Source organism: Bacillus cereus group sp. N6, from assembly GCF_016483705.1.
Taxonomy (GTDB): Bacteria; Bacillota; Bacilli; order Bacillales; family Bacillaceae_G; genus Bacillus_A; species Bacillus_A wiedmannii.
In genome coordinates, this window is record NZ_JAEHBI010000072.1 from 1 (window position 1) to 14,846 (window position 14,846).

Genomic DNA, 14,846 nt, shown 5'->3' on the forward strand with positions numbered 1-14,846 from the left:
CTAAAAATAAAAATTGACGTTTCACGTTGTTTGTTTCGTTTAGTTTTCAAAGTTCAACATCGCGTTTCAGCGACTTTTACAATTTAACATTTTGCGTTAAATCTGTCAACAACTTTTTTCTTTCGTTCCTGACGACGCTTATTAATTTACCATATTAATCATTTGTTCGTCAACACTTTTAAAAAAAATGCCAAAATAATTTTATCTTGGCATGATATAAAGCTTAATAACCACTAATGCAGCAACACCAGGTAGGCCTAATATACTTGTGATTGTTGCGGTTCCCAAGTTAATTGGAATATGAAAATCAAAATATGTCCCTACAACATTTACGATAAAGAGTAATGCTATCCCTAAAGTAACATGAAAGAGCGCTTTTCCTATAAAACGTAACGGCTTAGAAGAAACACCAAAAACAAGAAAGATAAAAACTAAAGTAAGAATACCGACAATAACAACTGTAGAATTCATTTTTTCCTCCTTATGAAAGTGACCTATACATATTTATTTGTATGGGACAAGGCGATAAAAAAGAACATTTACCCTACAACTCCAGTTGTTTTATCTTGTTAACCTTCATTCGGCAACACTTTCTTCATAAAAACCATTAATCTTTCTTTCCAAACGAAGTAGCCACTAAATATTTAATAAATAAAATAAAAGGTTCTGCTTTTTCAGCAGAACCTTTTACCATTGTTCCATTTTTACAGGACGACGTTTTGCTTCTTTTAACAAGAAGAAATATTTCGCCTCTGCTATTTTCAAAGAACAAAGTACATCTTGAGATGGTTCCACACTTTGTTCAACCATTCTCTTCTGACGTAACCATTCATTCTTCACTTTTTCTAATAGTACAATTAGCTTATCATCATACTCTTTACGCAATTTACCCTTTTTTTGAAAGAACATTTTTGTTTCTCCTCTTATACTTCTCTACGACCTTCTAACGCTTTCGACAGTGTCACTTCATCTGCATATTCTAAATCTCCACCAACTGGCAGACCATGTGCAATACGAGTTACTTTAATACCTGTCGGCTTTAAGAGGCGGGATATATACATCGCTGTAGCTTCCCCTTCAATATTAGGGTTTGTTGCTAGTATCACTTCTTGTACCGTTTCGTCATGCAGTCGCTTTAAAAGTTGCGGGATATTAATGTCTTCCGGTCCAATTCCCTCCATTGGAGAAATCGCACCACGTAACACATGATATACACCTTGATACTCTTTCATCTTTTCCATTGCGATTACATCTTTCGGTTCCTGCACAACACAAACAATCGACTGATCTCGATGCGAATCATTACAAATATAACAAGGATCGCGGTCAGTAATATGTCCGCATACAGAACAATACGCTAAATCTCGCTTCGCATTCACAAGTGCTTTTGCAAAACCTAACACATCATCTTCTTTCATATCTAATACGAAAAATGCCAATCGAACCGCTGTTTTCGGTCCGATTCCTGGCAACTTCATAAAACTATCAATTAATTTCGATATCGGTTCTGGATAATGCATATATCAGTATCCTCCTAGAACATTCCACCTGGTAAGTTTAAGCCTTTTGTAAATTTACCCATTGTAGAGTTTGAAAGTTCATCAGCTTTTTTAAGTGCATCATTCGTTGCAGCTAACACTAAGTCTTGTAACATTTCGATATCTTCTGGATCTACAACTTCTTCTTTAACTTTCACTTCAAGAATTTGCTTATGACCATTTGCAATAACTGTGACCATACCGCCGCCAGCTGTACCTTCAACTGTTTTTTCGCCAAGTTCTTCTTGCGCTTTTGCCATATCTTTTTGCATCTTTTGCATTTGTTTCATCATATTATTCATATTTCCCATTCCGCCACGCATCATAATTAATTCCTCCTAATTATTATTACTCTTTTATTTCAATAAGTTCTTGTCCTACTAATTTTACTGCCTCTTCTATAAGAGGGTCTTCTTTTTTCTCTGGGCTTTCTTCAGAATTCTCGCCTTCACGCTGTAAAAAATCTTCACGGATTTTACCCCATTCACTTTTTGGAATGGCAATCATATTTAATCTTTTACTTAACAGTTCAAATAAGGCTTGTTCCACTGTATCCATAGCTTCTCGGTTCTCGCTTGCCATTTTACAGTGAATCTCATATTGAAACGCTAAAACGTAAGTATCATCCGAAGCCGCTACCGGTTCGCTATTTTCTAATAAAACAGCAAACGCTACTTTGTTGTATGATTTGAGTCTTCCTAACAACTCACCCCACACAGCTTTTAATTGTTCTAAATCCTGACGCTTTGCTTGCTTTAACACTTCATTTACGCGTCCAACAGGAATTTTCATACTACCTGTACGCACTGGCTTTGGTGTTGCACGTGTCTCTCTGACTTCTTGCTGCACACCAGCCGGCACACCATTCTTTTTGACTTGTTCTAACTCTTTCTCCAATTGCTGCATCCTGTTCATAATTGCTTGTAAACGATCTGCACCGTTCGCTTGCATCATAAACTGTTGACACAGTTGTACCATAACAACTTCTAAGAAAATTCGCGGATGATTTGTCCACTTCATTTCCTGTTGTCCCTTACTAAGCGTATGAATGATTTCATAGATTACTTCCGGTTGCATTTCTTCACTTAACATCCGGAATTGCTCATCTACCATTACTCGTTCCAACATATGTTCCAGTTGTGGTGAGGTTTGATATAAAAGCATATCGCGATAATAGTAAATGAAATCCTCCATAAAACGAACTGGATCTTTCCCTTTACCCATCATCTCATCTATGATACGTAATGCTCTTGATACATCATTTTCACGTATACATTCTACTAAGTTACCTAAGTATTGCTGGGAAACAGAACCTGTCACAGCTAATACATCTTCTGTCGTAACTGTCTCATCACTATAAGATATTGCCTGATCAATAAGACTAAGCGCATCACGCATACCACCTTCAGCGGCACGTGCAACAATTTGTAACGCCTCATCTTCTACTTGCGTACCTTCATTCGTCACAACCGTCGATAATCTCTCAACAATATCATTTACTGATATTTTTCGAAATTCAAAACGCTGGCAACGTGAAATGATTGTAGGCGGAATCTTATGCGGTTCTGTTGTCGCCAAAATAAAGATGACGTGTCCTGGCGGCTCTTCTAACGTTTTTAAAAGCGCATTGAAGGCACCCATAGAAAGCATGTGGACTTCATCAATAATGTATACTTTATATTCTACAGCACTTGGAGCATATTTTACTTTATCTCTAATATCTCGAATTTCATCTACACCGTTATTTGAAGCCGCATCAATTTCTAATACATCTGAAATAGATCCTTGTGTAATCCCCAAACAAGAAGGACATTCATTACAAGGTTCAGCTACCGGAGCATGTTCACAGTTGATTGCTTTTGCAAATACTTTTGCAATTGTCGTTTTTCCTGTTCCCCTCGGCCCAGAAAATAAATAAGCATGTGAAACTTTCTCTTGAAGAAGGGCATTTTGCAACGTTTTTGTCACGTGCTTTTGACCAACTACATCTTCAAATTTTTGCGGTCTCCATGTTCGGTATAACGCTTGGTATGACACGAAAATACGGCCTCCCTCAAAGGTTATTATCTTATTTATTATAACCCATTCTGTTTATAGATTCCAAAAGTTATTTTCTATACAAAAAACCCACCTTAGTATTAAGGTGAGTTTTGTATACATATATAACTGCCGTGCACCTTCTGTCGATTACGTACCATAAGCGTTACTCAAGCAGTTAGCTCGGTTCAGGCACTCCTGCGGCACACGAGAAGACCCGCTTATTGCTGCTTCCTTCCGGACCTGACAAGGTTCACGGGGTCCCGTTGCGCAGGACCCAAACGTCAACACCACTTACTTAAGGCAGACCTTACAGCAGCATAACCTCGAGAAGGGATTCGGCCTCGCTAGAGCGGATTGCGAGTATAGGGCACCGCTACCTCCCCGCTTAGCACGGCAAAGTTAAAACCAATATTCGGTTGCCTTCATTAAAAGGCATTATCAGTATAACTTGTTTTTTTACAAAATGCAAATACGTTAATTCTCGTTACTTTTCTCTAATTTTTTTATCGCTTTTCTTTTTTTACGAAGCTCTCTAAAAAAGTTTGTTAACAAAGTACCGCATTCTTCTTCTAATACACCAGCAACTACCTCGCATTGATGATTAAAGCGTTCATCCGTTAAAAGATTCATCAAAGTCCCTGCACATCCACCTTTCGGATCACTTGCACCATATACAACTCGCTTCACTCGTGATAAAACAATTCCACCCGCACACATCGGACAAGGCTCTAATGTTACATATAACGTCGCATCTTCTAAACGCCATGTCCCTAATTTTTTGCACGCCTCATCAATAGCTAATAACTCAGCGTGAGCTATTGATCTTTGTTCAGTTTCTCTTAAATTATGAGCAACACTAATTACTTCACCATCTAACACTATAACTGCACCAATCGGTACTTCTTGTATTGCCTCTGCTTTTTTAGCCTCTTCTATTGCTAACTGCATAAAATAAATATCTTGATCGTGTTCCATACCATAGTCCTTTCACCTAAAATAAAATACACTTTTTTCCATTTACTGCACATGGGATAACTTTTACAAATTCAATCCACCCTAATAAAAAAGAGAGGGGATTACATATGAAGAATACTGCCTTACTCATTATCGATATGATTAATGATTTTCAATTTTCACACGGGCCCACCCTAGCTAAAAAATGCGAAATTATAACAAACCCTATTTTACAATTAAAGAAAACAATGAAATCCTTTGGCTACCCCATAATTTATGTTAATGACCATTATCAACTTTGGAGATCTGATATTGACCAACTAATTACTCATTGTACAAATGAGTATAGTGAAAATATCATTCATAAGATTGCTCCAAATACTGATGATTACATTTTTATTAAACCACATTACTCTGCTTTTTATGAAACACCTTTAAATTCCTTATTAGGCTATTTAAAAATAGAAAATCTAATATTGACAGGAGTCGCCGGGAATATATGTATCCTCTTTACAGCTAACGATGCTCATATGAGAAATTATACACTGTATGTACCACAGGACTGTATTGCCTCTAATCATGATCAGGATAATCTGCATGCTTTAAAAATAATGGAAGCCACATTAAAAGCAAATATAGTACCGTCATCTCAAATAAAAATTAATTAATACATATATTTATTTTCTAACTTTTTATATCAAATTAACCCGCTCGCTTCCCTCCTGTGCTACAATAATTCTGTTTTGTGTTTTTAGTAGTCACGGTAAATCACTGATTGAAAGGAGGAAACAGCGTGACCGGAGTACCATTTATCACGGTTGAAGGACCAATTGGTGTTGGAAAAACCTCACTTGCGAAGGCAATTTCAACTCACATGCAACTCCACTTACTAAAAGAAATTGTTGATGAGAATCCTTTTTTAGGAAAATTCTATGAAGACATCGACGAATGGAGTTTTCAAACAGAGATGTTCTTTCTTTGTAATAGATACAAACAATTAGAAGATATTAACATAAAGTATTTGAATCAAAGGAAACCAGTAGTAGCGGATTATCATATATTTAAAAATTTAATTTTTGCATCCCGTACATTAAAGAATTCTCAATATGACAAGTACATGCAAATCTATCGTATCCTTACACAAGATATGCCTGTACCAAACGTTATCGTTTATTTAACAGCTAGCTTGGAAACATTACAAACACGAATTGCGATGCGCGGAAGAGAATTCGAAAAAAACATGGATCCAAATTACTTACTACAGCTCACAAAAGATTACGAAACAGCAATGGATACTTTTAAAAAAGATCATCCAGATATCCCAGTATTAAAATTTAACGGAGACGATATGGATTTTGTAAAAAATCCTGATGATTTAAACGTCATCCTATCCGCCCTTCAAAATACTCTCTTAAAGGAGTCGGAATAACAATGAATTTAAGGCAAAAATATGATATACCAAATGACGCAGTAATCACTATTGCTGGAACAGTAGGTGTCGGAAAATCAACTATGACAACTGCATTAGCTAACGCTTTAGGTTATCGCACATCATTTGAAAAGGTAGATTCGAACCCGTATTTGGACAAGTTCTATGCTGATTTCACACGCTGGAGCTTCCACTTGCAAGTGTACTTTTTAGCAGAACGATTTAAAGAACAAAAAAGAATTTTTGAATACGGTGGCGGTTTTGTTCAAGATCGCTCTATATATGAAGACACTGGAATTTTTGCAAAGATGCATCATGAAAAAGGTACAATGACGGAAACTGATTATGAAACATACAAAGGTTTATTTGACGCTATGGTCATGACTCCTTACTTCCCTCATCCTGATTTATTAATTTACTTAGAAGGTTCTTTCGATGATATTGTTGATCGTATCCAAGAACGCGGACGTCCGATGGAACAACAAACACCAATTGAGTATTGGAAAGAGATGCATGGCCGTTACGAAAACTGGATTAATAACTTTAATGCATGCCCTGTTTTACGATTAAACATTAATGAATACGATATTTTAAAAGATGGTGATTCAATCGAACCAATCATTAAAAAAATTGGCCATTTTTTAAAACAAACACGTAAACTTGTAAAATAAAAAACCCGTGCATACGCACGGGTTTTTCTATTAAATTACTTCTTTTTTGTCGGAGCAATAATTTCACTCTCAGGTTTTCCAGCGTTAATACGCTGACGAACAGTACTTGTACTAATATCGTATGTTTCAGCAATCTCTTTAACAGTCATTTCTTTCCCGTTAATCACTGCTGTTAATACTTTACCTGTACGTTTTGGAGCTGCTTCTTTCTTTACAGCTGCTTTTTCAACTTTTTTTGGCGCCTCTACTTTTGTCGCAGTTTGCTTTACATCACAAGTGCAACCACAAAGTTTACGGAATGTATCATCGCTTATAATGCGTGACACATTTGCACCACTGTTTAAAATTCTATTGTTCTTACAGACAGGACATTGTACATAATATAAAGTTTTTCCATCTAAAGGAAACGTTTGTATAATAAGATCCATGTTGACTCCTTTCATATCTATGAAGATAATCATCGGAATATGAGTGTGTAATAAGGACAAAATCGCCTTACACCATACTTTATGATTGGTTTTAAAATAAAAACTCGTTACGTGTTGGTAACGAGTTCTCCAATCTCCACTTATATGCGCTGTTGTCAATTATATCTGGAGGAGGTAGAGGGATTCGAACCCCCGCGCGACTCTCGCCGCCTGTCGGTTTTCAAGACCGATCCCTTCAGCCAGACTTGGGTATACCTCCATATTGACATCAAATATAATATCAAAAGAAAAACAGTTAGTCAACCCTACTAAAATAAATTATGAGGAAAGGAAAATTTTACTTTTCCTCTCCTACATTATAGTACTGACAACGCTCATAATTACCAATCACTCATACCGATGAATGTTTATAAATTTACTTAATAACTGTTTTTCCTCCCATATAAGGGCGAAGAACTTCTGGAATTATAATTGTACCATCTTCTTGTTGGTAGTTCTCTAAAATAGCTGCCACCGTACGTCCAATTGCAAGACCAGATCCATTTAATGTATGAACATGTTCTGGTTTGCCGTTTGGCTCACGACGGAAACGGATATTTGCACGTCTCGCTTGGAAAGCCTCAAAATTACTACAAGAAGAAATCTCACGATATGTGCCATAGCTTGGAATCCATACTTCGATATCGTATTTCTTCGCTGCTGTAAATCCTAAATCGCCTGTGCACATGCTCATAACGCGATATGGCAACTCTAATAATTGTAACACGCGTTCTGCATCATTTGTTAGTTTTTCTAACTCTTCATAAGAATCTTCTGGTTTTACGAACTTTACAAGCTCTACTTTATTGAACTGATGCTGACGAATTAAGCCACGTGTATCACGGCCAGCTGAACCCGCTTCAGAACGGAAACAAGAGCTAAATGCAGCATATCGTATAGGCAGTTGCTCTTTATTTAAGATTTCATCACGGTGCATGTTCGTTACAGGTACTTCAGCTGTTGGAATTAAGAAGTAATCTTCACTTTCAATACGGAATGCATCTTCTTCAAATTTCGGAAGTTGTCCTGTTCCTGTCATACTTGCACGGTTTACCATATACGGAGGTAATACTTCTTCGTATCCATGCTCGTCAGTATGAAGATCAAGCATAAAGCTAATTAAAGCACGCTCTAATCTCGCGCCAGCACCTTTATAGAATACGAAGCGGCTTCCTGTTACCTTCCCAGCACGCTCGAAATCTAAAATTCCTAAATCTGTAGCAAGATCCCAATGTGGTTTTGGTTCAAAAGCAAATTCTTTCACTTCTCCCCAATTACGTGCTACTACATTATCATCCTCTGTTTCACCAATTGGAGCAGATTCATGAGGTATATTTGGAATAGATAACATTAATCTTTCTAAATCTTCTTCAACTGTACGAAGTTCATTATCAAGATCTTTTACTTTTTCTCCAACTTCACGCATTTCTAGAATTAGAGCTTCTGCATCTTTCTTTTCACGCTTCAATACAGAGATTTGTTGAGATACTTCGTTACGTTTACTTTTTAATTCCTCTGTTTGAACAAGTAATTCTCTTCTTCTCGTATCCAGCTCTTCAAAACGACCAAAATCAGTTAAATCTTCGCCTCTATGCTGTAACTTTGCTTTTACTTCTTCAAAATTTGTACGTAAAAATTTAATATCAAGCATTATATACTCCTCCTTTTATTTTATAAAACACAAAAAACTCCCGTCCCTATATAAAGGGACGGGAGTTAACCCGCGTTGCCACCCTAGTTGAAAGCATTACCGCTTTCCTCTCAAGTAGAAATAACGGCTCTTCACCGGGAATGTTTACTAATCATAAAGATATTCCACATTCCATTCCAGGATGGATTCACAAACTGTTTCTATCGATTTCCACCAACCATCGACTCTCTATAAGAAACGGCATTTGTTACTACTTCCTATCAACACGCTTATTTTATAAAATTGTTACCATCAATTTACTATAATCTTATACAAGTTGCAAGTTACTTATACAACTTTTTTCATTTTCGCTTCTTTTACCATTTCTACAAAGTATGCTGTCACACGATGATCATCCGTTAATTCTGGATGGAATGAAGCAGCTAAAAACTGATTTTGTTTTACTGCTACCATTCGATCACCATGTGTGGAAAGTACTTCAACATCATCAGCTACATTTACAACATACGGAGCACGAATAAATACACCAATAAATTCTTCTCCTACACCTTTAATTGACAGTGCGGCTTCAAAGCTATCTTTTTGGCGTCCGAACGCATTGCGCTCTACTGTAATATCCATAGCACCAATATGTGCTTCTTCATAGCCAATAAGTGTTTTTGCAAGAAGAATCATACCTGCACATGTACCAAACATTGGTTTACCAGACTTCGCGAATGTACGAAGTGGTTCCATGAAAGCATACTTATCAATAAGACGGCGCATTGTTGTACTTTCACCGCCTGGTAAAATAAGACCATCAATCTCTTCAAGTTGCTCTATACGCTTTACAACAACAGCTTCTGCACCACTTGCTTCAACTGATTTTATATGCTCACGAACTGCACCTTGAAGACCTAGTACACCGATTTTCACCATTTTAAAGTTCTCCTTCAATTACCATCCACGCTCTTGCATACGTTGTTCTGGTAATAACGTTGAAATTTCGATACCTTTCATCGCATTACCTAATCCTTTAGAAAGGCTTGCAATTAGTTCGTAATCCTCATAATGAGTCGTCGCTTCAACGATTGCGCGTGCAAATTTCTCTGGATTCTCTGATTTGAAGATACCAGATCCAACAAATACACCATCTGCACCAAGTTGCATCATTAACGCTGCATCTGCTGGTGTTGCTACACCACCTGCTGCGAAGTTTACAACTGGCAAACGACCAAGGCGTTTAATTTCAAGTAGTACTTCATAAGGAGCACCAGTATTTTTTGCATATGTCATTAACTCATCTTCACGTAGACTTGCAACTTGACGGATTTCTGCATTGACTTGGCGCATATGACGCACTGCCTCTACAATGTTTCCTGTTCCTGGTTCACCTTTTGTACGAAGCATAGATGCACCTTCTGCAATACGACGTGCAGCTTCTCCGATATCACGGCAACCACATACAAACGGAACTGTGTAATCACGTTTATTTAAATGGTATACTTCATCAGCAGGAGTTAATACTTCACTCTCATCGATATAGTCTACCCCTAATGATTCTAATACACGTGCTTCTACAAGATGACCGATACGGCATTTTGCCATAACCGGAATTGAAACAGCGCCCATAACTTCTTCAACGATTGTTGGGTCTGCCATACGAGAAACGCCACCTGCTGCACGAATATCTGCTGGTACACGCTCTAGTGCCATAACAGCAACTGCGCCTGCCTCTTCTGCAATTTTTGCTTGTTCAGCGTTAATTACGTCCATAATAACGCCGCCTTTTTGCATTTCTGCCATTCCACGTTTTACACGTTCTGTCCCTGTTACATTTGTCATGTTACAAAAACCCCCCTAGGTGAATTGCTTTTCCCCGTTAAAGGCGAAAATTAAGAATACTCTTACATTCTACCACTAACTATCAGATGCTTGTCTACTACTTTTTCATAAAGTCGGTATGAAAAATAGGAATAAGAAAAAGCCCCTACAATGAGGAGCTTTTAAAACCAACCTTTTACTGTATCAACAGCACTATTCCATATACCACTAAAGAAAGAACCAATTCCGCGCATAGAGCGAGTAAACCAATTCGCTTCCTCTACTGCAGACGTTGTTACAAGATCTATTTGTAATGACTTACCAGATAAAAATCCAGGATCATTCGCATCTTTTGGTGTGATTACCATTTGGCCAAGTGCAGCTCCCTTTTTAATAGGTGCTTCTTGTCCCTTATTTGCTTCTTTTAATTCTGTTTTATAAACATCTTTACTTCCTTTTGGCACCGGAAGTGAAACAGCTTGTTTTGTTTGAACTGCTACATCTTTATCTTTAGCATTTTCTACTCGTACTGTTTCTTGTCCTTTTACTGAAGAATCTTTTTTATACATTTGCTTCATTTCAAAGTTAGCAAATCCATAATCATATAGCTTCTTTGTTTCATCAAAACGTGCTGTATGAGAACTTGTTTTAATAACTACAGAAATAAAACGCATTCCGTTTCTTTCAACCGTACCAGTGAAGCAATCCCCTGCTTCTGGAGTCGAGCCTGTTTTCAGGCCATCTACGCCATCATATTCTTTCACTAAGCCCTTTAACATCCAGTTCCAGTTCGACATTGCAAACTTCTCTTTTTCTGGACGGAATTCTTTTTTCGGGATTTTTGCTGTATCTAACACTTTTGGATAATCTTTAATTAAATGTTGTGCTAAAGTTGCAACATCCTTTGCAGACATTTTATTTTCTTCATCCGCTGTTGTTCCTTCAGGATGCATTCCCTTTAAATCTTTATTCGTTAAACCTGTAGAATTGACAAATTTATAATTTTTCAACCCTAGTTCTTTCGATTTATCATTCATCATTTTTACGAAGTCTACTTCTTTACCTGCAATTGCTTCTGCTAATGCAATTGTTGCACCATTTGCAGAAAAGATTGCCATTGCTTCATATAACTCTTTTACTGTATAAATGCCACCTTTTTCTAATGCAACATTTGATAAAGAAGCATCTTGTGAAACTTTATACGCATATTCAGAAACCTTAATTTTTTGATCCCACTTAAGTTTTCCTTTATCCACTGCTTCATGAACTAAATATTCACTCATCATCTTTGTCATACTAGCAATTGATAATAATTCATCTGCATTCTTTTGATATAAAATTTTCCCAGAATTCGCTTCAACTAAAATTGCTGCACCTGCTTCAATGTTTAAAGCAGCTCCTGTTTCTGCTGATGCATTGCTATATGGTAACAACATACTACAAGCTAGTGTAAGCATTGTTACTAAAGCAATGAATCTTTTGCAAAACATACCTTTCACTTTTGCTACCCCCAATATCTATGTACTCACATAACCGTTATTCTAACATAATCAAAAAAAAATAGACAGAGATATCAAATCTCCGTCTATTTGTATATAAGACATTACAATGAGTAGTTTGGAGCCTCTTTTGTAATTTGTACGTGATGAGGGTGGCTTTCACGTAAACCAGCACCTGACATACGAATGAATTGTGCATTCTCACGTAAGAATTCTAAATTCTGAGCTCCGCAATATCCCATACCGGCACGTAATCCACCAACTAATTGATGAACTGTATCGGCTAAAGGTCCTTTATATGGTACTCGACCTTCAATACCTTCTGGAACAAGTTTTTTATTTCCTTCTTGGAAGTAACGGTCTTTACTTCCTTTTTCCATCGCTCCGACAGAACCCATACCACGATATACTTTAAATTGACGACCTTGATAAATTTCAGTTTCTCCAGGGCTTTCAGCAACACCAGCAAACATACTACCTAGCATAACAACGTGTGCTCCTGCTGCTAAAGCTTTTACCATGTCACCAGAGTACTTAACACCACCATCAGCAATAACTGGAATACCGTGTTTACGAGCTTCTGTTGCACAATCATAAACTGCTGTTAATTGTGGTACACCCACGCCAGCTACAACGCGTGTCGTACAAATAGAGCCTGGTCCAATACCAACTTTAACTACGTTTGCACCCGCTTCAATTAATGCTTTCGTTGCTTCAGCAGTAGCAACATTTCCAGCGATAATATTTAGTGATGGATATTTCGCACGAACTTCTTTCACTTTATCAATAACACCTTGAGAATGTCCATGAGCTGTATCAAGTACGATTGCATCTACGCTAGCTTTTACTAATGCGTCGATACGAAGCATAGCATCAGCCGTTACACCAACCGCTGCTCCAACTAATAAGCGTCCTTGCTTATCCTTCGCAGAATTTGGGAATTCAATTACTTTTTCAATATCTTTTATTGTAATAAGCCCTTGTAATACACCGTTGTTATCAACGAGAGGGAGTTTTTCAATTTTGTACTTTTGTAGGATCTTTTCAGCTTCTTCCAGCGTTGTACCAACTGGAGCTGTAATTAGCTTTTCTTTTGTCATTACGTCGGAAATTTTGATTGAGTAGTCTTGGATAAAACGCATATCACGGTTTGTAATAATACCAACTAATTTTCGCTCGTCTAAATTATTTACAACCGGTACACCTGAGATACGGTATTTTCCCATAAGATGCTCTGCATCATACACTTGATGTTCTGGAGTTAAAAAGAAAGGATCTGAAATAACGCCACTTTCAGAACGTTTTACTTTATCAACTTGCTCCGCTTGTTGTTCAATAGACATGTTTTTATGAATAATTCCTAAACCGCCTTGACGAGCCATTGCAATAGCCATATCAGCTTCTGTTACTGTATCCATTCCTGCACTAATTAACGGGATATTTAACTGTAAGCTTTCAGATAAAACTGTTTTAACACTTACTTCTCTTGGTAGTACATCTGACTTTGCTGGTACAAGTAATACGTCATCAAAAGTCAAACCTTCTTTAACAAATTTAGATTCCCACATAATTGTTCCCCCCATGATACCAGAAATTATTATTAGTAGCTTATCAATTGGTTAAAATACTGTCAAGGACGTATATATATGTTAGAATTTTTAGACAATAAAAGGAGCGTAATATATGCATCAAACACATTGTACTTGGCAGCAATTAAGTTTCTTCTTTTCATCTCAAAATGTACAACGTTATCTTGCCCGTTGCTATGAAAAATCCTCCATACAAGATGCTGAAAAAAAAAGTTTCGAAAATTGTTATCCCTTTATTTATTACTTAGAACACGGGAAAAACTATTATGAATTATATAAGGTAGCCCCCTTTTCGATTCAGCCAATGTTATTGTTTTATGGAATGAGCCAACTTTTTAAAGCCTGCTTACTAACTATTGATCCTAACTATCCAGAATCCACTACTGTTTTAGCTCATGGTGTTACGACTCGTAAACGGAAAAAACAGGGGTATCAATTTTTAGAAGATGAGGTGAAGGTGCAAAAAAATGGATTATTTACTCATATTGCAGAACAGCTGTTTCACATGAAACACTTAGAAGCAGAGAAGTTTAACATGCTAGATCTAATGGGAAATATTCCCGAATTACAAAATTTATTTCGCTATAGTCAAAGGGGGGCCACTTTATATAAAATCGATTCAACAAATACAAATGAACTTTCCTTTTCGGTCAACATACTAGATCGACTCCATATGACTACAGAAAGATTTTCACGTTACATTGAATCAACTTGTAAGCATTTATCCATACAACATGTTCCTGGGAAAACGAGCGGATCGAATCTGCTTTTTACAGCTCCTATCCAGTCGTGGAACCCTATATATAGTACGCCTTTATACTACGAATATCTTGCTGATACTTATTACTTACCAATTCCAATTGACCCGAGAAATCCTAAACCAGTATTACCTGAACTTCTTGTTCATTATTTATTGCTCTACAATTTAAGTATGATTTCTAGATACGAAACAGATTGGTGGTATGATTTACTTGGGAGCTATGGCTCTGAAGATTATCCATTTATTTATCAATTTCTTACTATTTCTGCTCAAAAAATCCCTTACTATATTTCGTCTTTTTTACTAACAGAACCGAGCCTATTTCATGGGAAATAAAAAAACACAAGTCAAAAGACTTGTGTTTTTAATTGCTTGGCGACGTCCTACTCTCACAGGGACAAGGTCCCAACTACCATCGGCGCTAGAGAGCTTAACTTCCGTGTTC

The 14,846-nt window shown here is 37.0% G+C and carries 16 protein-coding genes, 1 tRNA gene, 1 other RNA gene and 1 other annotated feature; of the genes, 4 read left to right on the forward strand and 14 right to left on the reverse strand.

The genetic code is table 11. The features are described 5' to 3' along the window. Positions 1-201: 201 nt before the first annotated feature. From JDS99_RS28115 to tadA, 7 genes are all read right to left on the reverse strand, one after another. Positions 202-471 carry a pro-sigmaK processing inhibitor BofA family protein gene (locus JDS99_RS28115; RefSeq protein WP_001089486.1) on the reverse strand — a complete coding sequence of 90 codons (270 nt, stop codon included), beginning with the start codon at positions 469-471 and terminating at the stop codon, positions 202-204. A gap of 216 nt (positions 472-687) precedes the next feature. Then, complete coding sequence (locus tag JDS99_RS28120; protein ID WP_000466020.1) at positions 688-909, reverse strand: YaaL family protein; 222 nt, start codon at positions 907-909, stop codon at positions 688-690. Between the two features lie 14 nt (positions 910-923). Continuing rightward, positions 924-1,520, reverse strand: a complete 597-nt coding sequence (recR, locus tag JDS99_RS28125) for a recombination protein RecR (RefSeq protein ID WP_000559168.1) — start codon at positions 1,518-1,520, stop codon at positions 924-926. 14 nt (positions 1,521-1,534) lie between these two features. Continuing rightward, positions 1,535-1,861, reverse strand: coding sequence for a YbaB/EbfC family nucleoid-associated protein (locus JDS99_RS28130; protein ID WP_170771173.1), 327 nt, complete (start codon positions 1,859-1,861; stop codon positions 1,535-1,537). Between the two features lie 25 nt (positions 1,862-1,886). Beyond that, positions 1,887-3,575: a DNA polymerase III subunit gamma/tau gene (gene dnaX / locus JDS99_RS28135; protein WP_000121581.1), complete on the reverse strand. Its 1,689-nt coding sequence runs from the start codon at positions 3,573-3,575 to the stop codon at positions 1,887-1,889. Between the two features lie 132 nt (positions 3,576-3,707). Continuing rightward, positions 3,708-3,972: signal recognition particle sRNA large type (ffs, locus tag JDS99_RS28140), an RNA gene on the reverse strand. A gap of 80 nt (positions 3,973-4,052) precedes the next feature. Next, positions 4,053-4,553 carry a tRNA adenosine(34) deaminase TadA gene (gene tadA / locus JDS99_RS28145; RefSeq protein WP_002108901.1) on the reverse strand — a complete coding sequence of 167 codons (501 nt, stop codon included), beginning with the start codon at positions 4,551-4,553 and terminating at the stop codon, positions 4,053-4,055. A gap of 107 nt (positions 4,554-4,660) precedes the next feature. On the opposite strand from tadA, the gene JDS99_RS28150 reads away from it, so the two are divergent. The 3 genes from JDS99_RS28150 to JDS99_RS28160 all read left to right on the forward strand — a co-directional run bounded on the left by JDS99_RS28150 (position 4,661) and on the right by JDS99_RS28160 (position 6,632). Then, entirely contained in the window at positions 4,661-5,200 is a 540-nt protein-coding gene (locus JDS99_RS28150) for a cysteine hydrolase family protein (protein WP_000798743.1), read from the forward strand. 125 nt (positions 5,201-5,325) lie between these two features. After that, positions 5,326-5,961: a deoxynucleoside kinase gene (locus JDS99_RS28155; protein WP_000148207.1), complete on the forward strand. Its 636-nt coding sequence runs from the start codon at positions 5,326-5,328 to the stop codon at positions 5,959-5,961. A gap of 2 nt (positions 5,962-5,963) precedes the next feature. After that, entirely contained in the window at positions 5,964-6,632 is a 669-nt protein-coding gene (locus tag JDS99_RS28160; protein ID WP_001053583.1) for a deoxynucleoside kinase, read from the forward strand. A gap of 35 nt (positions 6,633-6,667) precedes the next feature. Here the strand turns inward: JDS99_RS28160 and JDS99_RS28165 are convergent, their stop codons facing one another. The 7 genes from JDS99_RS28165 to guaB all read right to left on the reverse strand — a co-directional run bounded on the left by JDS99_RS28165 (position 6,668) and on the right by guaB (position 13,620). Then, on the reverse strand, positions 6,668-7,060 hold the full coding sequence (locus tag JDS99_RS28165) for a sigma factor-like helix-turn-helix DNA-binding protein (protein WP_000364198.1): 393 nt from the start codon (positions 7,058-7,060) through the stop codon (positions 6,668-6,670). Positions 7,061-7,226: 166 nt separating this feature from the next. Beyond that, positions 7,227-7,319: transfer RNA gene (locus JDS99_RS28170), tRNA-Ser, on the reverse strand. Between the two features lie 156 nt (positions 7,320-7,475). Next, on the reverse strand, positions 7,476-8,750 hold the full coding sequence (serS, locus tag JDS99_RS28175) for a serine--tRNA ligase (RefSeq protein WP_048543009.1): 1,275 nt from the start codon (positions 8,748-8,750) through the stop codon (positions 7,476-7,478). A gap of 51 nt (positions 8,751-8,801) precedes the next feature. Further along, positions 8,802-9,023, reverse strand: a binding site (T-box leader). A gap of 54 nt (positions 9,024-9,077) precedes the next feature. Beyond that, on the reverse strand, positions 9,078-9,668 hold the full coding sequence (gene pdxT, locus JDS99_RS28180) for a pyridoxal 5'-phosphate synthase glutaminase subunit PdxT (RefSeq protein WP_000238772.1): 591 nt from the start codon (positions 9,666-9,668) through the stop codon (positions 9,078-9,080). An 18-nt stretch (positions 9,669-9,686) separates the two neighbouring features. Then, entirely contained in the window at positions 9,687-10,574 is an 888-nt protein-coding gene (gene pdxS / locus JDS99_RS28185) for a pyridoxal 5'-phosphate synthase lyase subunit PdxS (RefSeq protein WP_000186157.1), read from the reverse strand. Between the two features lie 161 nt (positions 10,575-10,735). Beyond that, positions 10,736-12,043, reverse strand: coding sequence for a D-alanyl-D-alanine carboxypeptidase DacA (gene dacA, locus JDS99_RS28190; protein ID WP_137011318.1), 1,308 nt, complete (start codon positions 12,041-12,043; stop codon positions 10,736-10,738). 113 nt (positions 12,044-12,156) lie between these two features. Further along, on the reverse strand, positions 12,157-13,620 hold the full coding sequence (gene guaB / locus JDS99_RS28195; protein ID WP_000264076.1) for an IMP dehydrogenase: 1,464 nt from the start codon (positions 13,618-13,620) through the stop codon (positions 12,157-12,159). Between the two features lie 115 nt (positions 13,621-13,735). Here guaB and JDS99_RS28200 point away from each other — a divergent pair, with 115 nt between their 5' ends. Further along, positions 13,736-14,737 carry a YaaC family protein gene (locus JDS99_RS28200; RefSeq protein WP_088061445.1) on the forward strand — a complete coding sequence of 334 codons (1,002 nt, stop codon included), beginning with the start codon at positions 13,736-13,738 and terminating at the stop codon, positions 14,735-14,737. Positions 14,738-14,846 lie beyond the last annotated feature (109 nt).